Source organism: Achromobacter sp. Bel (assembly GCF_012928505.1).
In the GTDB taxonomy this organism is placed as follows: domain Bacteria; phylum Pseudomonadota; class Gammaproteobacteria; order Burkholderiales; family Burkholderiaceae_B; genus Achromobacter.
The window spans coordinates 59,798-82,458 of the sequence record NZ_JABBJN010000002.1; the positions used below are offsets into that span (position 1 = coordinate 59,798).

General features: G+C 65.4%; 22 protein-coding genes. 15 read left to right on the forward strand and 7 right to left on the reverse strand.

Translation table 11 applies throughout. The annotated features are described in order from the left end of the window. Positions 1 to 201: 201 nt before the first annotated feature. On the reverse strand, positions 202 to 1,494 hold the full coding sequence (locus HG262_RS01660; RefSeq protein ID WP_006222298.1) for an NCS2 family permease: 1,293 nt from the start codon (positions 1,492 to 1,494) through the stop codon (positions 202 to 204). Between the two features lie 110 nt (positions 1,495 to 1,604). Here HG262_RS01660 and tsaD point away from each other — a divergent pair, with 110 nt between their 5' ends. Beyond that, positions 1,605 to 2,639 (forward strand): tRNA (adenosine(37)-N6)-threonylcarbamoyltransferase complex transferase subunit TsaD, encoded by a 1,035-nt coding sequence (tsaD, locus tag HG262_RS01665; RefSeq protein WP_169269381.1) that lies wholly within the window; start codon positions 1,605 to 1,607, stop codon positions 2,637 to 2,639. Positions 2,640 to 2,681: 42 nt separating this feature from the next. Here tsaD and plsY read toward each other — a convergent pair whose 3' ends face one another. After that, complete coding sequence (gene plsY / locus HG262_RS01670) at positions 2,682 to 3,323, reverse strand: glycerol-3-phosphate 1-O-acyltransferase PlsY (protein ID WP_169269382.1); 642 nt, start codon at positions 3,321 to 3,323, stop codon at positions 2,682 to 2,684. A gap of 190 nt (positions 3,324 to 3,513) precedes the next feature. Here plsY and surE point away from each other — a divergent pair, with 190 nt between their 5' ends. The 6 genes from surE to HG262_RS01700 all read left to right on the forward strand — a co-directional run bounded on the left by surE (position 3,514) and on the right by HG262_RS01700 (position 8,676). Next, positions 3,514 to 4,272: a 5'/3'-nucleotidase SurE gene (gene surE, locus HG262_RS01675; protein WP_169269383.1), complete on the forward strand. Its 759-nt coding sequence runs from the start codon at positions 3,514 to 3,516 to the stop codon at positions 4,270 to 4,272. After that, positions 4,257 to 5,081 (forward strand): protein-L-isoaspartate(D-aspartate) O-methyltransferase, encoded by an 825-nt coding sequence (locus tag HG262_RS01680; protein ID WP_169269384.1) that lies wholly within the window; start codon positions 4,257 to 4,259, stop codon positions 5,079 to 5,081. Before surE ends, HG262_RS01680 begins: the two co-directional genes overlap by 16 nt. Before the next feature lie 17 nt (positions 5,082 to 5,098). Continuing rightward, the gene (locus tag HG262_RS01685; protein WP_169269385.1) at positions 5,099 to 5,959 is read left to right on the forward strand and encodes a peptidoglycan DD-metalloendopeptidase family protein; all 861 of its coding nucleotides are present in this window, start codon (positions 5,099 to 5,101) and stop codon (positions 5,957 to 5,959) included. After that, a complete protein-coding gene (locus HG262_RS01690; RefSeq protein WP_169269386.1) occupies positions 5,956 to 6,735 on the forward strand; it encodes a 3'-5' exonuclease in 780 nt (259 codons plus the stop codon). Before HG262_RS01685 ends, HG262_RS01690 begins: the two co-directional genes overlap by 4 nt. Positions 6,736 to 6,901: 166 nt before the next feature. Next, entirely contained in the window at positions 6,902 to 7,528 is a 627-nt protein-coding gene (locus HG262_RS01695) for a hypothetical protein (RefSeq protein WP_169269387.1), read from the forward strand. A 395-nt stretch (positions 7,529 to 7,923) separates the two neighbouring features. Next, entirely contained in the window at positions 7,924 to 8,676 is a 753-nt protein-coding gene (locus HG262_RS01700) for a TorF family putative porin (RefSeq protein WP_169269388.1), read from the forward strand. A 94-nt stretch (positions 8,677 to 8,770) separates the two neighbouring features. On the opposite strand, the gene HG262_RS01705 is transcribed toward HG262_RS01700, so the two are convergent. Continuing rightward, positions 8,771 to 9,649: a LysR family transcriptional regulator gene (locus HG262_RS01705; RefSeq protein WP_169269389.1), complete on the reverse strand. Its 879-nt coding sequence runs from the start codon at positions 9,647 to 9,649 to the stop codon at positions 8,771 to 8,773. A 97-nt stretch (positions 9,650 to 9,746) separates the two neighbouring features. Here HG262_RS01705 and HG262_RS01710 point away from each other — a divergent pair, with 97 nt between their 5' ends. The 5 genes from HG262_RS01710 (at position 9,747) to rlmD (ending at position 15,598) form a co-directional block, all read left to right on the forward strand. After that, positions 9,747 to 11,300, forward strand: a complete 1,554-nt coding sequence (locus tag HG262_RS01710) for an MFS transporter (RefSeq protein WP_169269390.1) — start codon at positions 9,747 to 9,749, stop codon at positions 11,298 to 11,300. 105 nt (positions 11,301 to 11,405) lie between these two features. After that, positions 11,406 to 11,753: an Imm51 family immunity protein gene (locus HG262_RS01715; RefSeq protein WP_035212214.1), complete on the forward strand. Its 348-nt coding sequence runs from the start codon at positions 11,406 to 11,408 to the stop codon at positions 11,751 to 11,753. 24 nt (positions 11,754 to 11,777) lie between these two features. Then, on the forward strand, positions 11,778 to 12,686 hold the full coding sequence (locus HG262_RS01720; RefSeq protein WP_169269392.1) for a LysR substrate-binding domain-containing protein: 909 nt from the start codon (positions 11,778 to 11,780) through the stop codon (positions 12,684 to 12,686). A 95-nt stretch (positions 12,687 to 12,781) separates the two neighbouring features. After that, the gene (locus HG262_RS01725; protein ID WP_169269393.1) at positions 12,782 to 13,963 is read left to right on the forward strand and encodes an MFS transporter; all 1,182 of its coding nucleotides are present in this window, start codon (positions 12,782 to 12,784) and stop codon (positions 13,961 to 13,963) included. 117 nt (positions 13,964 to 14,080) lie between these two features. After that, complete coding sequence (gene rlmD / locus HG262_RS01730; RefSeq protein ID WP_169269394.1) at positions 14,081 to 15,598, forward strand: 23S rRNA (uracil(1939)-C(5))-methyltransferase RlmD; 1,518 nt, start codon at positions 14,081 to 14,083, stop codon at positions 15,596 to 15,598. Positions 15,599 to 15,656: 58 nt separating this feature from the next. On the opposite strand, the gene cueR is transcribed toward rlmD, so the two are convergent. Further along, positions 15,657 to 16,049 carry a Cu(I)-responsive transcriptional regulator gene (cueR, locus tag HG262_RS01735; protein WP_169269395.1) on the reverse strand — a complete coding sequence of 131 codons (393 nt, stop codon included), beginning with the start codon at positions 16,047 to 16,049 and terminating at the stop codon, positions 15,657 to 15,659. 202 nt (positions 16,050 to 16,251) lie between these two features. Here cueR and HG262_RS01740 point away from each other — a divergent pair, with 202 nt between their 5' ends. From HG262_RS01740 to HG262_RS01750, 3 genes are all read left to right on the forward strand, one after another. Then, positions 16,252 to 16,452, forward strand: a complete 201-nt coding sequence (locus HG262_RS01740; protein ID WP_169269396.1) for a heavy-metal-associated domain-containing protein — start codon at positions 16,252 to 16,254, stop codon at positions 16,450 to 16,452. A 172-nt stretch (positions 16,453 to 16,624) separates the two neighbouring features. After that, positions 16,625 to 17,353, forward strand: a complete 729-nt coding sequence (locus tag HG262_RS01745) for a glutathione peroxidase (RefSeq protein WP_006222280.1) — start codon at positions 16,625 to 16,627, stop codon at positions 17,351 to 17,353. 229 nt (positions 17,354 to 17,582) lie between these two features. After that, on the forward strand, positions 17,583 to 19,019 hold the full coding sequence (locus HG262_RS01750; protein ID WP_169269397.1) for a dihydrolipoyl dehydrogenase: 1,437 nt from the start codon (positions 17,583 to 17,585) through the stop codon (positions 19,017 to 19,019). Between the two features lie 91 nt (positions 19,020 to 19,110). Here the strand turns inward: HG262_RS01750 and rlmJ are convergent, their stop codons facing one another. The 3 genes from rlmJ to HG262_RS01765 all read right to left on the reverse strand — a co-directional run bounded on the left by rlmJ (position 19,111) and on the right by HG262_RS01765 (position 22,368). After that, on the reverse strand, positions 19,111 to 20,001 hold the full coding sequence (gene rlmJ / locus HG262_RS01755) for a 23S rRNA (adenine(2030)-N(6))-methyltransferase RlmJ (RefSeq protein WP_169269398.1): 891 nt from the start codon (positions 19,999 to 20,001) through the stop codon (positions 19,111 to 19,113). 13 nt (positions 20,002 to 20,014) lie between these two features. Further along, positions 20,015 to 20,764, reverse strand: a complete 750-nt coding sequence (ugpQ, locus tag HG262_RS01760) for a glycerophosphodiester phosphodiesterase (RefSeq protein ID WP_169269399.1) — start codon at positions 20,762 to 20,764, stop codon at positions 20,015 to 20,017. A gap of 311 nt (positions 20,765 to 21,075) precedes the next feature. Then, positions 21,076 to 22,368 (reverse strand): M20/M25/M40 family metallo-hydrolase, encoded by a 1,293-nt coding sequence (locus tag HG262_RS01765; RefSeq protein WP_169269400.1) that lies wholly within the window; start codon positions 22,366 to 22,368, stop codon positions 21,076 to 21,078. Between the last annotated feature and the right edge of the window lie 293 nt (positions 22,369 to 22,661).

Here is a 22,661-nt window from a genome sequence, read left to right on the forward strand (position 1 = left end):
CCCCCGAGGGGGCGCTTTTATCTTGGGGCGGCCCGGCGATAAAAGGGGCCCCCACGCTGCGCTGCCCCCCGAGGGGGCGCTTTTATCTTGGGGCGGCCCGGCGATAAAAGGAGCCCCCACGCTGCGTGGCCCGGGCATCCACAAAAAAGCCGCCGCGGCAGGGCGCCGGGCGGCTTTTGGGGTGGGAGACGCCTGAACGGTCTATTCGGGGAAGAACGCGTAGCGGATCACGAACAGCACCGCCACCAGCCACGTGGCCGGATGTACGTCGCGGACCTTGCCAGTGGCTGTCTTCAGCACCACATAGCTGATGAAGCCGAAGGCGATGCCGTTGGCGATCGAGTACGTGAAGGGCATGACCAGCGCGGTCAGGGCAGCCGGCGTGGCTTCCGTGACTTCGTTCCAGTCGATGTCGATCAGTTCGCGCATCATCAGGCCGGCTACATACAGCAGCGCGGGCGCGGTGGCATAAGCGGGCACGGCGCCGGCCAGCGGCGAAATGAACAACGCGGCCAGGAACAGCAGCGCGACTACCAGCGCGGTCATGCCCGTGCGGCCGCCGGCCTGCACGCCCGACGCGCTTTCCACGAAGGCGGTGGTGCTGCTGGTACCCAGCGCGGAACCGGCGACGATGGCGGTGCTGTCGGCGAACAGCGCGCGGCCCAGGCGGTTGGGGCGGCCTTCCGGCACCAGGCCGGCGCGTTTGGCCACGCCCACCAGCGTGCCCGTGGCATCGAACACCTCGACCAGCACAAACACCAGGATCACGTGCACGAAGCCGCTATGCAGCGCGCCCAGGATGTCCAGTTTCAGAAACGTGGGGGCCAGGCTGGGCGGGGCCGAGAAAATGCCCTTGAATTCGTTGTAGCCCAGCGCCATCGACAGCACGGTGACGACGATGATGCCGATCAGGATCGCACCGCGCACGCGCAGCGCGTCGAGCGAGGCGATGATGAAGAAGCCCAGGATCGCAAACAGCGGGCCGTGGGTCGTCAGGTTCCCCAAAGAGACCTTGGTGGCCGGGTGGGCGACGACGATGCCGGCGCTGGATAGCGCGATAATGGCAAGGAACAGCCCGATGCCCGCCGCGATGGCGCTGCGCAGCGAATGGGGGATGCCCTTGACCAGCCAGACCCGGATGCCCGAGATCGTCAGGATCAGGAAGATCACCCCCGAGATGAACACGGCGCCCAGCGCCTGTTCCCAGGTGTAGCCCATCGTTTTGACGACGGTGAAGGCGAAGAAGGCGTTCAGGCCCATGCCCGGCGCCATCCCGATCGGCCAGTTGGCGATCAGGGCCATTACCAGCGAACCCAGCGCGGCCGCCAGGCAGGTGGCCACGAAAACGGCGTCGCGGTCCATGCCGGTGGACGACAGGATGTCCGGGTTGACGAAGATGATGTATGACATCGTCAGGAAGGTCGTCAGACCGGCCACGATCTCGGTACGCGCGGTGGTCCCGTGTTCACGCAGCTTGAATAGCTTCTCCAGCATTCGAGTCCCCAGTGTGTTTGCAGGCTTGTAGGTTGTTGTGGGCGGGCGCCGGCAGGCCCCGCGATTTCAAAAACAGGCGTATTTTCGCATCAGTTGTAAACTCTGCCGCCATGATTATTCTCGGCTTTGAAAGCTCCTGCGACGAAACCGGTGTCGCAGCCGTCTGTACGGAACGGGGACTGCTCGCGCATGCGCTGCACACCCAGATCGCCATGCACCAGGAATATGGTGGCGTGGTGCCGGAACTCGCCTCGCGCGACCATATCCGCCGCGTCGTGCCCTTGACCCGCCAAGTGCTGGAAGAGGCCGGCCTGCAGATGTCCGACATCGGCGCCGTCGCCTATACCGCCGGCCCGGGGCTGGCGGGCGCCTTGCTGGTCGGTGCCAGCGTGGCGCAGTCGTTCGCGTGGTCGCGGCATTTGCCGGCCATCGGCATCCACCATCTGGAAGGCCACCTGTTGTCGCCGATGTTGGCCGATCCGCGGCCCGATTTCCCGTTCGTGGCGCTGCTGGTGTCCGGCGGCCATACGCAACTGATGCGCGTGGACGGAGTCGGCCGCTACGAGCTGCTGGGTGAAACGCTGGATGACGCCGCGGGCGAAGCCTTCGATAAATCGGCCAAGCTGATGGGCCTGGGCTATCCCGGCGGTCCGGCCTTGGCCAAGCTGGCGGGGCAGGGCGACGCGTCGCGCTTCGAACTGCCGCGCCCGATGCTGCACAGCGGCGACCTGGATTTCAGCTTCAGCGGCCTGAAGACGGCGGTGCTGACCCGGGTCAAGGCGGCTGAAAAGGAAGGCGGGCTGAACGACCAAACCCGGGCCGACTTGGCAGCGGCCACGCAGGGCGCAATCGTCGATGTGCTGGCCGCCAAGGCCATCAAGGCCTTGAAGCAGACCGGTTTGCGCCGGCTGGTGGTGGCCGGCGGCGTGGGCGCGAACCAGCTGCTGCGCGCCAAACTGGCCGCCGCGCTGAAACCGTTGCGCGCGCAGGCGTTTTTCCCGCCGCTGGAATTGTGTACCGACAACGGCGCGATGATCGCTTTCGCGGCCGCCGAGCGGGTCAAGGCGGGCCTGGTGACGCTGGACCCCGACGCGCACAGCTTTACGGTCAAGCCGCGTTGGGACCTGGCGGACATCTCCCAATAGAAACGGGCGGCCAAGGCCGCCCGTTCTCATCGCGGACAGGCCTTATTTTTTCTTGCCGCCGCCGATCTTGCTTTCGGTGCCCTGGATCAGGCGGGTGATGTTCGCGCGATGGCGATAGAACAGCAGCACGCCGATCACCGCCAGCGCCACGCCCATGGGCGGTTGGGCATGCCAGGCAAGCCCCGAGCCGAAGACGTAATACACGGGGGCGAAGAACGCCGCCACCAGCGAGGCCAGTGAGGAATAACGGAAGAAGACCGCGATGATCAACCAGGTGGCCGCGGTGGCCACGGCCAGCCAGGGCTGGATCGCCACCAGCACGCCCAGCGCCGTCGCCACGCCCTTGCCGCCCTTGAACCCCAGGAAAACGGGGTACAGGTGACCCACGAAGGCGGCCAGGGCCACCAGGGCCAGGCCTGCGGGGGCGATGCCGGGGGCCAGCTTTTCGGCCAGCCAGATCGCGAACCATCCCTTTGCGGCGTCGCCCAGCAAGGTCAGCGCGGCGGCCGTCTTGTTGCCGGTGCGCAGCACATTGGTGGCGCCGGGGTTCTTGGACCCGTAGCTACGGGGGTCTTGCAGCCCCATCAGCTTGCTGATGACCACCGCGAACGGCACGGAGCCGATCAGGTAGGCCAGCACGATGAGTGCAGCGGTGAACGCCAGGGAGGGTTCGGTAATCGCCATGGAGAGGGAGTCCGTTGTTGTCGTAATGGCGCGGATTCTACCGCGCCGGCCGCCGCCCCTGGGTACGGGTTATCGAGCGTGGCGCCGACGCCTCGGTCGACAGGCGCGGGCAACGGCGGCATACAGGGTGTGGCTGCGGACGGTACAATCCGACACGTCCACGCGCGTTTTATTTTCTTTCGGATGCACAATGCGAATTCTGGTTTCGAACGATGATGGTTACTCGGCCCCTGGGCTCGAAGCGCTGGTGGCAGCGCTGCAAGGCTTGGGCGATTTAACCGTCGTCGCGCCCGAGACCAACCATAGCGGCGCCTCCAACTCCCTGACGCTGAACCGGCCCTTGTCGGTGCGCACGGCGTCCAACGGCTTCTTCGCCGTCAGCGGCACGCCTTCCGATTGCGTCCACGTGGCGCTCACGGGGCTGATGGACACGCGCCCGGACTTGGTCGTGTCGGGTATCAACAACGGCGCCAACATGGGTGACGACACGCTGTATTCCGGCACGGTCGCCGCCGCCAGCGAAGGCTACCTGTTCGGCATCCCGGCCATCGCGTTCTCGCTGGCCGAAAAGGGCTGGGAGCACATCGACTCCGCCGCGCGCGCCGCCCGTCTGGTCGTCGAACGGCATCTGGCCCAGCCGTTGGCGGCGCCGGTGCTGTTGAACGTCAACATCCCCAACCGGCGTTTCGACGACCTGCGCGGCTTCGCGGTCACGCGCCTGGGCAAGCGGCACCCGTCGCAGCCGGTGGTGCGTACCACCACGCCATACGGCGATACGGTCTACTGGATCGGTCCCGTGGGCTTGGCCGCGGATGCCGCTCCGGGCACGGATTTCCATGCGGTGGAGCAGGGTTCGGTGTCGGTTACGCCACTGCGCCTAGACCTGACCCAGCACAGTCAACTGGACGAAATCCGCACTTGGGCAGAGCCGCTATGCGCAAACGCATAAGCCAGCCCGACGTGTCCCAGGCGGTGCCGGGCCGGCCCAGCCCGGTCCGCTACGACTCCGGGCGGCTCAGTCCCGGCGTCACGCCCGCCAACAGCAATACCCGCATTTCCGCCGCCACCTTGCCGCGCCAAGCCCAGGCGCCCGTGCCCGCCGCCGGCAACAACCTGGGCCTGAACTCCGACCGGCTGCGTCAGGCGATGGTGCAGCGCCTGCGCGGCCAGGGCATCAGCGACGAGCGCGTGTTGAACGCCATGTCCGCCGTGCCGCGCCATCTTTTCGTCGATGAAGCGTTGGCCAGCCGCGCGTATGAAGACGCGGCGTTGCCCATCGGTCATTCGCAAACCATCTCGCAGCCCTGGGTGGTGGCGCGCATGATCGCCGCCGTGTGCGAAGACCGCACGCCGACCCGCGTGCTCGAAGTGGGCGCGGGTTGCGGCTATCAGGCGGCGGTGCTTGCGCAGTTCGTGCGCGAGGTCCATTCGATCGAACGCATTCGTGGGCTCTACGAGCTCGCGCGCGAGCATCTGCGCGCCTTGCGGCTGACCACGCGTATCCGTCTGATCTATGGCGACGGCACCCTGGGGCTGCCCGGCGTGGCCCCGTTCGATGCTATCGTTGTGGCTGCCGCTGGCCTGGCCATTCCGCAAGCGCTGCTGACGCAGCTTGCGCCGGGTGGCCGCTTGATCGCCCCCGAAGGGGGCTCGAACCAGCGCCTGGTGCTGATCGAACGCACCGGCGCAGCCAGCTGGAAACGCACTGAATTAGAGGCCGTGCGCTTTGTGCCGCTACGCGCCGGAATACAATCTTGAGCAAACAGGAGAAACGTATGCTCAACGGGCAGTTGCAACTGACCGATATGACTATGGGCGCGTCCATGACGCGCCTGCGCCGCCCGCTCTTTATCGCGGGGGCGCTCAGCCTGGCCATTTTGGCCGGCTGCGCATCGAAAGGGACTCGTGCACCGGTGGTCGACATGACCGGCGGGCAACCCGCACCGGCGACTCAGCCGGGCGGCAGCTATGTGGTCAAGCCGGGCGACACGCTCTACAAGATCGCCCGTGCCAACAACGTGGACATCGAAAGCGTCAAGCGCTGGAACAATCTCAGCGATCCTAACCAGATCTCGGTCGGCCAGGTGCTGAAGATGTCCGGCGGGTCGGGCGGGGGCGCGCAAACGGCACCTGTCGCCAGTGCCAAGCCGCAGCCGCGGCCGCTGGATCAGCCCGACGCGCCGGTCGCCTCGCTGCCGCCGCCGGATTCGTCGGCCACGCCGGCGCCCGCGCCGGTCGAGGTCAAGCCTTCCCCGCGCGCGGCGGATGCCAGCGTCATCAACTGGGCATGGCCCGCCAATGGCGCGATCGTGCAGACGTTCAACGCCAGCAGCAAGGGCATCGATATCTCCGGCGCGCTGGGCGACCCGATCACCGCTGCGGCCGATGGCCTGGTCAAGTACAGCGGCAACGGCGTGCGCGGCCTGGGTAACTTGATCATCGTCGAACACCAGAACGGTTTCATCACCGCTTACGCGCATAACCGCGCCCTGCTGGTGAAGACGGGCCAAAACGTCAAGCGCGGCGCCAAGATCGCCGAACTGGGCCAGACCGACACCACGTCGCCCCGCCTGCATTTCGAGATCCGCCGCCAAGGCACGCCGGTCGACCCGATGCAGTACCTGCCCGCAAAATGACGCCCACGCTTGTATTCGACCTTGAAACGATCCCCGACGCCGACGGGCTGCGCAAGCTCAACGGCTGGGGGCCCGAGGTTCCAGACCAGGAAGTGGTCGAACGGGCGCTGACCGCGCGCCGCGAAGCCGTCGGCCACGATTTCCTGCCGCTGCACCTGCACAAGGTGGCGGTGGTCGGTTGCGTGTTCCGTGACGATCAAGGCTTTCGCGTCAAGACGCTGGGCCAGCCCGATGATCCCGAAGCCGCTTTGCTGGCGGGGTTCTTCAAGACCATCGAACGCTATACGCCCAAGCTGGTGAGCTGGAACGGCTCGGGTTTCGACCTGCCCGTCCTGCACTACCGCAGCCTGATCCTGGGCGTGCCTGCCCCGCGCTATTGGGACATGGGCGAAGAAGACCGCGACTTCAAGTTCAACAACTATATTGCCCGCTACCACACGCGTCATCTCGACTTGATGGACGTGCTGGCCAAGTACAACGGCCGCGCCAACGCGCCGCTGGATGATCTGGCCAAGCTGTGCGGCTTTCCCGGCAAGCTGGGGATGGACGGCAGCAAGGTCTGGGAGGCCTGGAGCACGGGTCGCGCCGACGAAGTCCGGGCCTATTGCGAGACCGATGTCGTCAACACCTGGTTGGTGTATTGCCGCTTCCGCTTTTTGCGGGGCGAGCTCGACCGCACCGCCTATGACGCCGAAATCGCCCTGGTGCGCGATACGCTGTCCGCCAGCGATGCGCCGCACTGGAAGGAATACATGGCGGCCTGGGACGCGACCTGACACGTCGCGCGGGGCTGGCATGGACGAAGCACGGGGCCTGGCAGGCCCCGTCTTCGCGTCTGGCGCATGCGCAATCGACTGAAACATGGATGGCGGGGACGAAACCCGGTTGAAACCGGGTCGATCGCACAATGGTCTCGCTTTCTTCACTTTCAGGAGACACAACATGTCCCGATTCGCTATCCGCTCCAATTTGGCCGCTCTTGCATTTGTCGCCGCGACGGGCGGTCTGGTGGCCGGTTCCGTCATGGCCGCGCCGCCGCCTCCCGCCGATGGCGGTCCGGCCGCCATGCATCATGGTCAACGCGGCGAGTTCCACAAGGGCATGCGCGACGGCCTGTTCATTCCCGGCATCGGCCCGGTCTCCAAGGCGCAGCTTGATCAGCTGAAGCTGGACGACAAGCAGCAAGCCCTGTTCAAGACCGCGCAAGACAGCCAGCGCAGCCTGCACGAAGCCATGCGCGCGTCGGGCGGCAAGCGCCACGACCTGCTGAAGTCGCAGCTGGACACCGGCAAGCTGGACCCGCGCGCCTTGATGGCGCAGTCGGATCAGACACGCGATGAGTTCCGGGCGCAAGGCCAGCAGGTGCGCGACCAGTGGCTGGCTGTCTGGGATAGCTTGAACGACACCCAGCGCGGCCAGGTGACCAAGCTGGTCAAGGACCGCGAAGCCAAGATGCAGGAACGCCACGCCAAGATGGAAGGGCGCCATGGCGGCAAGGGCAGGGGCGCACCGCCTCCGCCTCCGGCCGCTGGCGACGTCGCTCCGCCTCCGGCGCCGGCGGCGAACTAAGCCCGCCAACCCTGCTTGGCCGGCCGAACCGGCTGCCACGCGGGGCCGACGGCGCCGCGGCCTGAAGGCCAACCCCGGACGCGCTATTGCGCGGGCCGGGGTTTTTCTTTGTGAAGCGCCGATGGCACGACGGCCATCCCGCCATGTCGCCCCAGCGTGGCGCGGATTCCCCAACTTGACGCACGCGCCGCAAATGGAGGCGGAGCGTCCGCACGCTTCTGGTGCATTGCAACAGTGATTCAACGGCCCGACAGCCGTTTGTCACCCGCTTGAAACCTGGCATGGACATTGCTTAAGGGAAAGGGAGCCGGTAACCAACCGCTGCAAAACCGGTCAGAGGGATGCGCCCGCGAGGCCGTCCTCCTCCTCGTTAAATCCGATCAGGACTCCGCACCATGAAGAAGACGTTGCTAGCCTTGCCTTTTGCGCTTGCCGCTTGTTTCGCCTCGACGGCCCAGGCTGAACCCACCGATCTGGGGGGCGGTTTTTCTCTTAGCGGCAACGCCACCATTGCCAGCGACTACCGGTTCCGCGGTTACTCGCAGACCGACTTCCGCCCCGCAGTGCAATTGGGTATCGACCTGACCCACAGCTCCGGCTTCTATCTGGGCAACTGGAACTCCAACGTCTCGAACTTCGTGTTCACCGACGGCAACCTGGAAATGGATTTCTACGGCGGCTGGAAGGGCGACGTGGGCGGCGGCTTCACGCTTGACGCCGGTGTGCTGCATTACTACTACCCGGGCTCCAGCTCGCCAAAAGGCGGTAACTACAACAACACCGACCTCTATCTGGGCGCTTCCTACGGGAACTACTCGTTGAAGTACTCGTATACGCCCAGCGACTTCTTCAGCACGCCGGACAGCAAAGGCACCTGGTATCTGGACGGTACGGCCACGTTCGATCTGGGCGATGGCTGGGGCCTCCTTGGCCACTTGGGCTATCAGAAGCTGAAGAACCAATCGAACATGGACGGCGATTCGATTGGCCACTACGTCGACTATAAGGTCGGCGTGACGAAGGACTTGAAGGGCTGGGTGCTGGGCCTGGCCGCGGTCGGGGCCACCAAGGACAACTGGCTCCCGACCAAGTACGGCCACCCGTCCGGCCGTCTGGGCGCGGTCTTCTCGGTGTCGCGCGCGTTTTGAATTGAAATCCGTGGCGGCGCCTTGAAAACGCGCCGGCCTTTTGGGGGATTGATGGAGACTGCCTGATGGACAGTCCCCATCAATTCCCCTTTTTTTATTTCTGTGGCGGTGACGGCCTGACGCCCCGGTGTTCCCGGTAGGCAGCTGCGATCGTGCGCAACGCGTCGCGCGACCGCGAGTCCGTCAGCGTCGAGTGCAGCGTGATGCGGGAGCCTGGCAGGGCGGGCAACGAAAAACGCTCGCCGACTTCGATCGTGTCGGCCGGCGCCAGGCGGCAGGCCAGGGCGCCGATCGCCAAGCCGGCCGAGACGGCGGCCATGACGGCATAGCCGCCGCCTACGAAGACCTCGTTCCACGCGATCTCGCTTCGATCCAGGGCCTGGATCGCCGTGTTGCGGACCTGGCAGCATGGCATCAGGGCAGCCAGCCTGAGCGGTTCGCCGGTGCGCCATTCAAAGCTCGGGGCGGCGAACCAGCCGAAATGTTCGGGCCCGAGGTCTTCGCCGTCGCGGCGATCATCCTCCTGGCCGACGATCACGGCTTCCAGGTCGCCATTGTCGAACGCGCCCAGCAGCGTGTGCGAATTGTCCAACCGGACCTCGATGCTCAACGCTGGATCGCGTTCATGCAACCGGGCCAGCAAGGTCGGGGTTTCCGGCCCCGCGATGTGGGAGGCGATGCCCAGCCTGAAATGCCGCCGTTCGGCGTCCAGCAACGCCAGCGCGCGGTCGTGCGCGGCCAGGAATTCGCGCGCTCCATTCACGAAAGTCGCGCCCTGTGCCGAAAGCCGCACATGCCGCGGCGTCCGTTCGATCAGCTTATGGCCCAACCGGTCTTCCAGGCGTTTGAGCCTGACGCTGATCGCGCCTTGGGTCGTGCCCAGGGCGTCCGCCGCTTTCGTGAAGCTGCGAAATTCCGCGATGTTCACGAACGCCTGGACGGCGTCCACATCCAGCGTAGGCTTGGTCATCATCTATCCGAAATTGTTGTTTCTGATATATCCAAGCATAGCATTGTGGAATGGATGGCAGACGCCTACCATGCGTGCACCTTAGTCTGGATGCTCACTCATGACCGCCGTCTCTTCGCGCCGGGGCAAGCTCGCCCTGGCCGCCATTTGCCTTTCCGCACTGATGCTGGGCCTGGAAATATCCAGCGTGCCGCCAGTCCTGTCGACGATCGAACACGCCATGGGGGCCAGCTTCAGGCAGCTCCAGTGGGTGATGGCCGCCTACACCATCGCGATGACGACCATCCTGATGGCCACGGGCACGCTGGCCGATCGCTACGGGCGCAAGCGGCTGTTCATGGTCGGCATCGTTGCCTTCGGCGTGACCTCGCTGGTGTGCGGGCTGACGCAAGACATCCAGGTCCTGATCGTGGCGCGCTTTCTTCAGGGGCTGAGCGCCGCGATGATGCTGATCTGCCAGGTGGCGATCCTGTCCAGCCAGTTCCGCGACGGCCGAGAACGGGGCGCCGCGTTTTCGTGGTGGGGCATCGTCTTCGGCGTTGGCCTGGGCTTCGGGCCGATCGTGGGCGGCGCCATCCTTGCGCTGGCGAGTTGGGAATGGGTGTTCCTGATTCATGGCGGTTTGGCGGTGATCACCTTGGTCCTGGCCTACGCCGCGGTGGAGGAGTCGCGCGATCCGCAAGTGCGGCCACTGGATACCGCAGGCATCCTGACGCTTTCCGTTGCGGTGTTCTGCCTGGTGCTGTTCGTGACGCAAGGTCCGTTGCTGGGCTTCGGAAGCCCGATGGCATTGGGCATCATCGGCCTGTCGGTCGCCAGCTTCATCGGGTTCATCGCCGCCGAGAAAAGCAGCCGCCATCCCATGATCGATTTCGCCGTGTTCCGCAACCGCAATTTCTCCGGCGCGCTCGCGGGTTCGGTAGGGATGAACCTCAGCTTCTGGCCATTCATCATCTACCTGCCGATCTATTTCCACGGCGGCCTGGGCTACGACAGCGTGCAGACCGGCTTGGCGCTGCTGGCCTACACCTTGCCCACGCTCTTCATGCCGCCGATGGGCGAAAAACTGTCCTTGCGGTATCACCCGGGATTTGTGATTCCCGCTGGCTTGAGCCTTATCGGTTCAGGCTTCATCCTGATGGTGTTCGGTAGCCATTCTTCGCACCCGGGTTGGTGGATCCTGCCCGGCTGCGTCGTCGCCGGCATGGGCCTTGGGCTGACGAACACGCCGGTCGCCAACACGATCACGGCCGCGGTTTCGCGCGAGCGGGCAGGGATGGCGTCGGGGGTCGACATGAGCGCACGGATGACGTCCCTGGCCTTCAGCATCGCCTTGATGGGCTTAGTCCTGGTCGAGGGTGTCATGGCGCACCTGACGCAAGCGTTGGTGGTGTCCGACGGGCAGGGGCTGCGTTTGTTTGCAGAGAAGATTGCCGCTGGCGACCTGGCCGTGCTGGACGGCCAGGCGCTGTTCTCGCCCCTGAGCCAAGGGGCTGGCGCGTTGCAGGCCGCGCTCTTGTCCGGGTTCGGATGGGTCATGGCATATGGCGCCGGCAGCGCGTTCTTTTTTGCCGCGATCAGCCTGCTGGCCTTCTCGCCATGGAAGGCCAGCGAGTTGCCCGATTCGGCGCTCACGTTGCGGGAAACCCGATAATTGCCTTTAATGGTCGCGCCATCGGCATCGCGCACAGGTATATTTGCGCGGTGTTGACCCATGCCGCCACCGGGGCGGCCGGCTATTCAAGGAGCTTTGAGCGCAGTGACCATCGATTTCGAAGAATCAATCAAGCCTTTTTCCTGGATGGAATACGAAGGCAGCTTTTCAGTCATCCTCACCGTTGGGGAGTACAAGGAAGAGGTCTTCCGCCGCCGCAGGCAAGAGGGTTTTGTGGGTTCGGGCTACGACTGGGCGTCATTGGCGCTGGTCTTTCTGAATGAAAAAATGCCCGAGCTTTCTGAACAGATTGATTTTGATCCCGAAGCGGACACGTTCTGCGCCTATTCTTCCGACAGCGAAGCGCTGAAGGCCTTCATCGTCGGCTTCAAGGCCGCATGTGAAGACTGGAGGCAGATCCAGGACCTGTTCTCCCGGGCCGAGTTGGACTGACCTCTGTCTGAGGGTGGGCGCTCAATGATCGAAACCCGCTTGTTGCGGCAGTTTGTCGCCGTCGCGGAAACGCTGCACTTCAATCGGGCGGCAGAGCGCTTGCACATGGCGCAGCCGCCTCTCAGCCAGGCGATCCGCCGGCTGGAAGGCGAGATCGGCGCGACGCTGTTTGAACGCACCAACCGCAGTGTGGCACTGACGCCGGCGGGCGCTGCATTCCTGGAGTCCGCCCGGCGCATCCTGGATGCGCTGGAAGAAGGCGTGGCGCATACGCGCCGCGTGGCTCAGGGGATGGATGGACACCTCACGCTCACCTTCATCAACATCGCGCCGTATGCCTCGTTGCTGCGCGCGCTGCGCGATTTCCGCTGCACGCATCCGGCTGTTGCGTTCACGCTCCAGGAGGCCACGACGCATGAGCAGGTCCAGGCCCTGGAAGCGGGCCGCGCGGATATCGGGTTCATGCGCGCGCCCGGCGCCACGACCCCGAGTCTGCGGTTCGAGACCTTGCTGAGCGAACCGATTCATGTGGCCTTGCCGCAGGCGCACCCCTTGGCGGGCGATACCGTGGTGGCGCTGGCCGCCCTGAAAGACGAGCCCTTCGTCGCATCGCCGCGGCGCTTGGGGCAAGGTTTTCACGACCAGTTGATCCAGTTGTGCCAGTCGGCCGGCTTCGTGCCCCGGGTGGCGCAGGAAGCGCGGCAGTTGCAGACAGTGGTGGCGCTGGTGGCTGCGGGATTTGGCGTGGCCCTGCTGCCCGCATCGCTGGCCCAGGCGGCGGGCGCGGATGTCGTCTTCAGGCCGATCGCAGCCGATGCGCCGACGCCTTTGCAGCATCTGGATCTGCTGATCGGGTGGAATCCCGAACGGGCATCCCCCGTGCGCGACCGCCTGGTCGCGGCGGTGCTGCAATCACTCGGCCACACCAATTAAGACGTGTAGCGTCTTGTTTGGCAATAAATAATATATTTTACGGCGCTTCGCTGTCCCCCTAAGCTCGGCACGTCTTTGTCGAGGTAGAGCGTGCCATGCCTGTCGCTGTCTATGTCTTTTCCGTCTGCACCTTCGCATTCGGCCTGTCTGAATTCGTGGTGGCCGGCCTCGTGTCGGCGATGGCCGATGGCCTGCACGCCAGGATCGAGGCGGTCGGGACTTCCATCGCCGCCTACGCCTTCGGCGCCGCGATCGGCGCGCCGTTGATCCCTGCGCTGGTGGCCCATTGGCGCGACCGCCGCACCCTGGCGTGGTCCATGGCCGTCCTGGCCGTGGGCAGCGGCCTGATGAGTCTGTCGGGCACCTTGCCGATCCTGCTGGGCGTGCGCTTCGTCGTGGGGCTGGCCCATGGCGTCTTCATGGCGGTGGCGTCAGATGCCGCAACCCGGCTCGTGGATGAGGCGCGCGCCGGGCGCGCTGTCGCCGTGGTGTGGATCGGCCTGACGCTGGCGCTGGCGCTCGGGGTGCCGCTGGGCACCTTCCTGGGCAGCATCTGGTCGTGGCGGGCCGTTTTCGCGGCGATCGGCGTGCTGGCCCTGATCGGCTTGGCCGGGCTGTTGTGGTGCATGCCCGGCAAGGGGGCATCTTCCGTGCCCACGCTCGATCGGTCCAGTGTGGGCAAGGGCTTACGGGCCATCACGCACCCCAAGATGGTGATGACCGCGGGTGTTGGCGCGCTGGTCAGCGTGGCAACGTTCTGCTTTTTCACCTTTGTTTCGCCGTATCTGTTGCAGGTGACGGGGGCGGACGTGCAGCGGCTGAGCGCGGCCATGCTGCTGTTCGGCGTGTTTTCCATTGCCGGCAACTTGCTGGGCGGCTACCTGGTCGACAAGATGGACGCGGACCGCGCCGCGCTGCTGGGGCTTGCCGGGTTGACGGCGACGTTGCTGGGCCTGTACGGCTTCCGGCAATCCGGCTGGGCGGTCGTGGCCCTGGCCGGCGCGTTGGGTCTGGTGTTCTTCTGCATCGTGACGGTGCTGACGCTTCGGTTGCTGAAGCTCGCGCAGCGCCATGTACCCGAATCCACGGCGGTGGCGGCTGGCCTGAACATCGCGTCGTTCAATCTGGGGACGGCGGTGGGCGGGGGCGTCGGCAGCCTGACAATCGCGTGGGCAGGCCTGCCGGCGCTGCCGCTGGCGGGCGCGGCAGCCGCCGTGGCCGCAATGGCGGCGTTGTGGCTGCAATCGGCGCGGACGCCGGGCCGCTTGCCGGTGTGAAAGCCGTGCGAATGCCTGGCGTCCGGCGAGGAGGTACGGCCCCGACAAAGCGCCTTTTCGCGAAAGCCCAGAGTCCTTCTACAATATTGGGTTGCGTGTAATTCTGGACTGCGTGAGATGTCAGACGTTTTGAGTATCGAGTCCCTGGACCTGGAAGCCAGGGGGATCGCCCGTCGCGACGGGAAAGTGGTGTTCGTGGAAGGGGCCTTGCCGGGCGAACGGGTCACCACCGTGACGCTGCGCCGCAAGCCGTCCTACGAGATCGCCCGCGTGGATCAGGTCATGCGCCCCTCGTCGCAGCGGGTCGTGCCGCGCTGCCCCCATTTCGGCGTCTGTGGCGGCTGTGCCATGCAGCACCTGGAGCCCAGCACCCAGGTAGCGATTAAGCAGCGTTCGCTGGAAGACACGTTCTGGCATGTGGGCAAGCTGCGTCCGGCGTTGATTCTTCCGCCGCTGCAGGGCCCGACGTGGGGCTACCGCTACCGCGCGCGCCTGTCGGTGCGGGTCGTGCCGAAAAAGGGCGGCGTGCTGGTCGGTTTTCATGAACGCAAGAGCAGCTACGTGGCCGACATGCGCGAATGCCACGTGCTGCCGCGCCACGTCAGCGACCTGCTGATGCCGCTGCGCGCGATGATCGCATCGATGTCCGCGCCGGACCGCATGCCCCAGATCGAAGTGTCGCTGGGCGAAGGCGTGACGGCGCTGGTGTTGCGCCATCTGCTGCCGCTGACCGATGGCGACATCGCGATCCTGCGAGCCTTTGCCGCCGAGCACAACGTGCAATGGTGGCTGCAGTCCAAGGGCCCCGAGACCGTGCACCCCATGGAGCGCGAGCACGGCGACACGCTGGCCTACACGATGCCGGAGTTCGGCCTGCGCATGCCGTACCGGCCGACCGATTTCACGCAGGTCAACCACGCCATCAACCGCGCGATGGTGTCGCGCGCGCTGAAACTGCTGGACGTGCAGCCCACCGACCGCGTGGCCGACCTGTTCTGCGGCCTGGGCAACTTCACGCTGCCGTTGGCCACGCAGGGCCGCGAAGCGGTGGGCGTGGAAGGCAGCAAGACGCTGACCGACCGCGCGTTCGACGCCGCGTCGCGCCACGGCTTGGGCGACCGCACCCGCTTCGCCACGCTGAACCTGTTCGAGGTCGACGCGCATTGGCTGCGCAGCCTGGGTTACTTCGACCGCATGCTGATCGATCCGCCGCGCGAAGGCGCGCATGCCGTGTCGCAAGCCTTGTCGGAACTGACCGCTGAAGAGCGTCCGCGCCGCATCGTGTACGTGTCCTGTAATCCGGCTACGCTGGCGCGCGATGCCGCCATCCTGGTGCATGAAGGCGGCTATGTGTTGAAGAGCGCCGGCGTGATCAACATGTTCCCGCACACGGGCCATGTGGAATCGATCGCGGTGTTTGAATCGCTGGACGCCGCAGGCGTGCTGGAAGTGAAGGAACGCGCCCGCCTGCGCGCCATCCAGGCGGCGGCGGATGCCGTGGCGGCGGAAGAGGCCAAGGCTGCTGCCGCGGCCGAGAAGGCCGCCGCCAAGCAGGCGGCGACTGACGCCTACCACGCCCGCGTGGCGGCAGAGGCCGAACAGGCTTCCGAGGAAGCCGGCCAGGCCCAGGGTTGATCGGACACGGCGGGCCGGTGCAGCAGCGCCGGCCCGTCTGCTTGCGCCGCCGCTTGCCTTAGTGCGAGCGCCCCAGGTCTTCCAGGATCGGGCAGTCGGGCCGGCCGTCGCCGTGGCAGTTGTTTGCCAGGTGCTTCAACGTGTCGGCCATTTCGCGCAAGGCTTTGGCCTTGCGTTCCAATTCCTCTACATGCCCCAACGCAATGCGCTTGACGTCGGCGCTGGCGCGGCTGCGGTCCTTCCACAGCGCCAGCAGCTCGTTCATCTGTTCCACTGAAAACCCGAGATCCCGCGCGCGGCGCACGAAGCGCAGTGTGTGCAGGTCCTGGTCGTTGTAGACGCGGTAGCCCGAGTCCGTGCGCACCGCCGGGCCGATCAGGCCGATGCCCTCGTAATAGCGGATCATCTTGGCGGAAATGCCAGAGCTTTTCGAAGCTTCTCCAATGTTCATGTCAGATTCCTTGGGGCAGGCTGGCACGGTGCGGGCACGGGTGCCGGTCTTGATTCGATGTGGAGTGTGCAGTCTTGACCTTCCCATTATTGGAAGGTCAAGGCATATTCTATGCTTGACCTTGACATCGTGGGAATGTTTAAGCTTGGGTCCATGGTGTGCAAAAGGTTGCCCACCGCCCTGAAATTTCCGGAGAAAAGCCATGAGCATCGAATTCCAAGTGCCCGACATGACCTGCGGCCATTGCGTGAAGACCATCACGGGCGCAGTGAGCGAAGCGGCCCCGGGCGCCACGGTGGCAGTAGACCTGCCGACGCACCGCGTCACCATCACCGGCACGGACCAGGCCGACAAGCTCGAAGCCGCCATCCGCGATGCTGGCTACGCGCCGACGCGCCTGTAAATGCTGCTCCGCAGGAAGGCCGGGTATGATAGGCCCGGTTTTCTTGTTGTGATTCATTAATTGTTAAAAGCTATCGATCAATTTAGTTTATTAAATTTGATTAATTGATAGCTAAGATTTATCATTCTTTCCATGGTGGTTAAACAAACCCCGCTACCCAAGGAGAGATTGAATGCTGCAAAACCGCGAAGGCCAACGTGTTCCGAACGTAACGTTCCCCGTCCGTGAGGACAACACGTGGAAGAAGGTCACGACCGACGATCTGTTCAAGAACAAGACGGTTGTCGTCTTCTCGCTTCCCGGCGCTTTCACGCCCACCTGCTCGTCGACCCACTTGCCGCGCTACAACGAACTGGCCCCCGCGTTCTTCAACGCCGGCGTGGACAGCATCGTCTGCGTGTCGGTCAACGACACCTTCGTCATGAACGAATGGGCCAAGGATCAGGAATCGGCCAATATCACGCTGCTGCCCGACGGCAATGGCGCCTTCACCGAAGGCATGGGCATGCTGGTCGACAAGAGCGACCTGGGCTTCGGCAAGCGCAGCTGGCGCTATTCGATGCTGGTGAAGGACGGCGTCGTGCAGAAGATGTTCATCGAGCCGGAAAAGGAAGGCGACCCGTTTGAAGTGTCGGACGCCGACACGATGCTGGCGCACATCGCCCCGACGGCCAAGAAGCCCGACCAGGTGGTCGTGTTCTCCAAGCCGGGCTGCCCGTTCTGCGTGGAAGCCAAGGCGCTGCTGGAAGAGAAGGGCTACGCCCCGATCGAGATCCCGCTGGAAAACAAGGTCCGGGGCCGTGTGATTGGCGCCGTGTCCGGCAAGGGCACTGCGCCCCAGGTGTTCATCAACGGTTCGCTGGTCGGCGGCCTGGAAGACCTGAAGGCGCACTTCGCCTAAGTCTGTCAGCCGGGCGGGGGGCCATCCCCGCGCCCGGCCGGCGCAACGGCGCGGTTGCAGGTTGACCGTGCCGCTGCCGCCGGCACGAGCTTCCCTTTTTTCGCACCCTTACCGCATTCCTTGCGCGGCCCTTTGCAGGCGTCGCCGGACGACATTCGTCCCGAGGATGCGCAACAAGGCGGAACTCGCCTTTGAATCCTTGCTACCCGCAACATGGGGATACCCAGTCATGAAAACTCTGCACACTGATATCGCCGTCATCGGCGCCGGCACCGCCGGGCTGGCCGCCTATCGCGCCGCCAAGGCCGCGGGCAAGCGCGCGCTGCTGATTGAAGGCGGCCCTTATGGCACGACCTGCGCCCGGGTGGGCTGCATGCCGTCCAAACTGCTGATCGCCGCCGCAGAAGCCGCCCACAACGCGGCCCACACGGAAGCGTTCGGGGTGCACGTCAGCGGGGAAATCTCGGTGGACGGCGTTGAAGTGATGGACCGCGTCAAGCGCGAACGAGACCGCTTCGTCGGCTTTGTGCTGGAAGGCGTGGAGAACATCCCGGCCGAAGACAAGCTGCGCGGCTACGCGCGTTTCGTCTCCGACACGATGCTGCGGGTGGACGATCACACCGAAGTGCATGCGGCCCGCGTGGTCATCGCCACGGGTTCGCGCCCATCGGTGCCGCCGCCGTTTCGCGCCCTGGGCGACCGCCTGGTGGTGAACGACGACGTCTTCGCCTGGGATGACCTGCCGCGACGCGTGGCGGTGTTCGGTCCGGGCGTAATCGGTCTGGAACTGGGCCAGGCGCTGGCGCGGCTGGGCGTCGATGTGCGCGTGTTCGGCGTCAGCGGCAGCCTAGGCGGCATCAGCGATCCGCAGGTCCGCTTGAACGCCCGCAAGATCTTCCAACGCGAGTTCTACCTGGATCCGGACGCTCGCGTCCTGGAAACGACCCGCGTTGGCGATGAGGTGGAAGTGCGTTACGTCACGTTGGACAACAGCGAACGCACCGAACGCTTCGACTACGCGCTGGTGGCCACAGGCCGCCGCGCCAATGTGGACGGCCTGGGCCTGGAGAACACCTCGCTTGCGTTGAATGCGCACGGCGTCCCGGTGTTCGATCGCGAAACGATGCAGGCGGGCGATTCACCCATCTTCATCGCCGGCGACGCCAACGCCGACGCGCCCTTGTTGCACGAGGCCGCCGACGAAGGCCGCATCGCGGGTGAAAACGCGGCGCGCTTCCCCGAGGTGCGCCAGGGGCTGCGCCGTGCGCCGCTTGCGGTGGTGTTCTCGGACCCGCAGATCGCGCTGGCGGGCCAGGGTTACGGACGCCTGGTTCCGGGCACCTTCGTCATCGGCGAAGTGGACTTCAGCGATCAGGGCCGGTCGCGCGTGATGCTGAAGAACAAGGGCATGCTGCACGTGTACGCCGATATCGCGACGGGCCGCTTCCTGGGCGCGGAAATGGTCGGCCCCAGCGCCGAGCACATCGGCCACTTGCTGGCGTGGGCGGTGCAGCAGGAACTGACGGTGGCGCGCATGCTGGAAATGCCGTTCTACCATCCCGTGATCGAAGAAGGCCTGCGCACGGCGCTGCGTGACGCCGCTGCCAAGCTGGCCCGTGCCCAGGAGGCGCTTCGCACCGAGGAAGCGGAACGCGAAACGGCATAAGCTCGGCGGATCCGGTCAATAGCATGGGCTGAACGAAAGACGGGCTGCGATATCGCAGCCCGTCTTTCTTGCAGCGGCCCAGCCGGGCGTGTCAGTCGTCCGACTGTTTTTTCGGAACCGGGAAGGGGTTCTCGCGATATTGCAGCGTGAAACCTGCGCGTTCGTCTTGTCCCAACTCGCGAGCCAGGTACGGCATGGCTTGCTTCAGGCCTTCGTGCAAGGTCCAGGGTGGGTTGATCAGGAACATGCCGCTGCCATGCAGGCCATAGCCGTCGATGGTGGCCTTTTTGACGGTCAGCGTGGCGTGCAGCCAGCTCTTGACCTTCAGGTTTTCAAAATGGCGGGCCATTTCACTGGCTTCGCGGCGCTGTACCAGCGGATACCAGATGGCGATGGTGCCGGTCGCGAAGCGCTTGACGCATTCCTTCACCGTGATCAGCGTGCGGCGGTAGTCGTGCTTGTCTTCATACGAGGGGTCGATCAGCACCATGCCGCGGCGCGTCGGCGGCGGCAGCAGGGCCTTGACGCCTTCGAAGCCGTCGTCGCCGTAGATGGTGGTCTGGCGCTGCGCGGCGCGCCCCTGGTGTTCCAGGTTGACGACCAGCGTGTCGATTTCCGTCGGGTGCATCTCGAACAGGCGCAAGCGATCCGACGGGCGCATCACGTCCAGCGCCAGCCACGGGGAACCGGGGTAGCGCTTCAGGCGGCCGTTGGTGTTGTAGTCGCGGATGCGGGCAACGTAGTCGGCCAGCAGCGGCGGCAAGTCCTTGGCGTCCCACAGGCGGCCGATGCCGTCCACGAATTCCGAGGTCTTGTTGGCCCAGTCGCCTTCCAGGTTGTACAGGCCTGCGCCGGCGTGGGTGTCCACGACCCAATAGGGTGCGTCCTTTTTGTTGAAGTAATCCAGGGTGTGGACCAGGATGGCGTGCTTGAGCACGTCGGCATGGTTGCCGGCGTGAAAGGCGTGGCGGTAACTGAACACGGGGCGTTCTGCCTCAGGCGGCCGGCCGGATCGCGGCCAGCTCGTCGGTGAAAATGCCGTCGATACCCCAGTCCAGCAGCACGCGGGCGCGTTCGGGGTCGTTGACGGTCCAGGCCGCGATCCGGTAGCCGGCGGCGTGCACGGCGTCGATCAGTTCGCGGGTTGCGTCTTTCTGGTTGATGTTCAGCGCGACGCAGTCGTATTTGACCAGGCGTTCGCGCCAATCGGCGGGCACTTTTTCCACCAGCAGCGCGCGCGGCAGCTCGGGTGCCACTTCCCGCGCCGCTTGCAGCGATTCTTCGGCGAACGAGGACAGCAGCGGGAGCGTGCCGGCGCCTTGCCACAACTGCTTGCAGGCCAGCGCCACGGCGGCGCCTGTTTCGGCCTCGCGGCCGGGGCAGGGCTTGATTTCGACGTTACTGGCGATGTGGTTGGCGACCGTGTAACGGGCCACGGCCGCGAAGGTGGGCAGCGGTTCGCCGGCGTAGGCGGCCGAATGCCAGCTACCGAAGTCCAGCTGCGCCAGTTCCGCGAAGGTCTTGGCAGCGGCGGGGCCCGTGCCGTTAGAGGTGCGGTCAACGTCGTCGTCGTGCATCAGCACGAGCACGTTGTCGTTGCTCAGCTTCACGTCGTATTCGAACATCGTGAAACCATGCTCGGCGCCCACGCGCATGGCGGCCAGCGTATTCTCCGGCGCCAAACGCCCACCACCGCGGTGCGCGATGTAACGGGAATAGGGCCAGGACGGGAGTTTTGCGGTCATTTTTGGTGTTGCGTGTGCTTCTTATGGACAGGGTTGCAAGGATACTCCTTCTTGCCCCAATGACGCCCGGCGCCCGGTCCGGAGAAGAACGGTCCAAACCCCAGAAGAACAGTCCAAACCTCCAAAAGGATAAGCCGCGCCGCCGCCGGGCCGCCCCAAGGCGGCGCAGCCCCCTTGGGGGGCAGCAAGCGAGCGAAGCGAGTGCGGCGTGGGGGCCCAGGCTCAGCCGCGCCGCCGCCGGGCCGCCCCAAGGCGGCGCAGCCCCCTTGGGGGGCAGCAAGCGAGCGAAGCGAGCGCAGCGTGGGGGCTCTCTATTTCAGCGGGGCTTTATCCTGCGAGACATCCATGATCATGCGGGTTGCCAGATACAGGCGCGGCACGATGCTGTTGATCTGGATGTATTCGGCGTCGTTGGAGTGGGCGCCGAAGCCGCTCAGGCCCATGCCTTCGATTACCGGGCCGCGGGCCTTCAGGGCGGCGAACGCGGCGTCCGTGCCCCCGCCGCTGGCGCGGTCGACGACTTTCATCGGCAGGTCCAGTTCTTTATAGATCTGCACGCCGTGCTGGGCCAGCGCGCGGGATGCCGCGCTGGCCTCCAGCGGGGGGCGGCGCACTTCAAACTTTACCGAGACCTTGGATTCGGGCAGCAGCTTCTTCTGGGCACGCTCCTCCAGCGTGCGCGCCAGGGCGTCGAAATCGGACACGCGCAGCGCGCGGGCGTCGGCCTGGGCGGTCGCCTCGCCGGGAATGACGTTGCGGTTCGTTCCCGCCTGGGCAACGGTCCAGTTCAGTTTCAGGCCTTCTTCGGGCTTGGACAGCTTGTCCAGTTGCAGCAATTGGTGCGCCAGCTCGTAAAGCGCGTTGACGCCGCCCTCTGGGCGGGCGCCGGCGTGCGAGGTCTTGCCTTGCACCGTCAGGTAGGCCGCGCCGATGCCGCTGGTGGCCAGCGTCAGGCGGGCTTCGGCGCCGCCGCCTTCGAACGAGAAGACAGCGTCCTGGTCGGCGCCCAGACGGGTGATGGTGCTGCGGGCGCCTGGCGAACTGATTTCTTCATCGCCGTTGATCAGCACGGTGATGGTGCCGAAGTCGCGAAAGCCGAGCTTCTGCAGCAGGGCCAGCGTGTGGATGATGGTCGCGACGCCGTGCTTGTCGTCGGCGATGCCCAGGCCGTACGCCTTGTCGCCGTCCACGCGGAACGGCTGGTCTTTGAGCATGCCGTTGCGGTAGACCGTGTCCATGTGGGCGATCAGCATGATCTTCTTGGTGCCGGATCCCTTGAACTCGGCATGGACCATCGGGCCGACCTTCTCCGGGGTGTCGTCCAGCCGGAAGACATCGGTGGCGGGCAGGATCTCGACCGTGCCGCCCAGCGCCTTCAGGCGGTCGCGGATCAATTCGGCGATGCGCTCCACGCCTTCTACGTCCTTGCTGCCGGATTCGATGTTGACCAGGTCCCGCATGGTGTCGAGCATTGCCTGCTGCTGGCCTTTCGCGGCGTCGTGCACGGCGGCCACGGGCGCCGCCAGCGCCGCGTGGGCGCCGCCCAGAAAGGCCAGGGCGATACAAGTGCGCAGGACGTGCAGGCGGGGGGAGGTGAACGGCATCGAGGGAACCCTTTATGTGGCGGGGGAAAGGGGCGCCCGCCGGGAGGGCGAGGCGTCGGGGGCGCGCAGCCGAGTGGCGGGCTACCCCTGAAAGTCACGATACGAGGGCGGGGGAGGCGGGAAAATGGTGATTTCCCGGGTTGACGGCGCACGGCTTCCATGTAGTGGGGACAGGTTGGAAGGCCTGGTGGGAACTTGGAGAGAATCCGAAGCTCCCATACGGGCGGGTAATGCTAAAATCCGCCCGCTGATCCGGTAATGACCGGTATGGGAATGGGCGAATCGAGTTCGCC

Excerpts from the sequence above, each read along its gene's own strand:
- HG262_RS01750 (WP_169269397.1), top strand. The coding sequence starts at position 17,583 with ATGAAAACTCTGCACACTGATATCGCCGTCATCGGCGCCGGCACCGCC.
- HG262_RS01700 (WP_169269388.1), top strand. The coding sequence starts at position 7,924 with ATGAAGAAGACGTTGCTAGCCTTGCCTTTTGCGCTTGCCGCTTGTTTC.
- HG262_RS01680 (WP_169269384.1), top strand. The coding sequence starts at position 4,257 with ATGCGCAAACGCATAAGCCAGCCCGACGTGTCCCAGGCGGTGCCGGGC.
- surE (WP_169269383.1), top strand. The coding sequence starts at position 3,514 with ATGCGAATTCTGGTTTCGAACGATGATGGTTACTCGGCCCCTGGGCTC.
- HG262_RS01685 (WP_169269385.1), top strand. The coding sequence starts at position 5,099 with ATGCTCAACGGGCAGTTGCAACTGACCGATATGACTATGGGCGCGTCC.
- ugpQ (WP_169269399.1), bottom strand. The coding sequence starts at position 20,764 with ATGACCGCAAAACTCCCGTCCTGGCCCTATTCCCGTTACATCGCGCAC.
- HG262_RS01710 (WP_169269390.1), top strand. The coding sequence starts at position 9,747 with ATGACCGCCGTCTCTTCGCGCCGGGGCAAGCTCGCCCTGGCCGCCATT.
- plsY (WP_169269382.1), bottom strand. The coding sequence starts at position 3,323 with ATGGCGATTACCGAACCCTCCCTGGCGTTCACCGCTGCACTCATCGTG.
- HG262_RS01740 (WP_169269396.1), top strand. The coding sequence starts at position 16,252 with ATGAGCATCGAATTCCAAGTGCCCGACATGACCTGCGGCCATTGCGTG.
- HG262_RS01705 (WP_169269389.1), bottom strand. The coding sequence starts at position 9,649 with ATGATGACCAAGCCTACGCTGGATGTGGACGCCGTCCAGGCGTTCGTG.
- rlmD (WP_169269394.1), top strand. The coding sequence starts at position 14,081 with ATGTCAGACGTTTTGAGTATCGAGTCCCTGGACCTGGAAGCCAGGGGG.
- HG262_RS01660 (WP_006222298.1), bottom strand. The coding sequence starts at position 1,494 with ATGCTGGAGAAGCTATTCAAGCTGCGTGAACACGGGACCACCGCGCGT.
- HG262_RS01745 (WP_006222280.1), top strand. The coding sequence starts at position 16,625 with ATGCTGCAAAACCGCGAAGGCCAACGTGTTCCGAACGTAACGTTCCCC.
- HG262_RS01725 (WP_169269393.1), top strand. The coding sequence starts at position 12,782 with ATGCCTGTCGCTGTCTATGTCTTTTCCGTCTGCACCTTCGCATTCGGC.
- HG262_RS01720 (WP_169269392.1), top strand. The coding sequence starts at position 11,778 with ATGATCGAAACCCGCTTGTTGCGGCAGTTTGTCGCCGTCGCGGAAACG.
- HG262_RS01690 (WP_169269386.1), top strand. The coding sequence starts at position 5,956 with ATGACGCCCACGCTTGTATTCGACCTTGAAACGATCCCCGACGCCGAC.
- tsaD (WP_169269381.1), top strand. The coding sequence starts at position 1,605 with ATGATTATTCTCGGCTTTGAAAGCTCCTGCGACGAAACCGGTGTCGCA.
- cueR (WP_169269395.1), bottom strand. The coding sequence starts at position 16,049 with ATGAACATTGGAGAAGCTTCGAAAAGCTCTGGCATTTCCGCCAAGATG.
- HG262_RS01765 (WP_169269400.1), bottom strand. The coding sequence starts at position 22,368 with ATGCCGTTCACCTCCCCCCGCCTGCACGTCCTGCGCACTTGTATCGCC.
- HG262_RS01695 (WP_169269387.1), top strand. The coding sequence starts at position 6,902 with ATGTCCCGATTCGCTATCCGCTCCAATTTGGCCGCTCTTGCATTTGTC.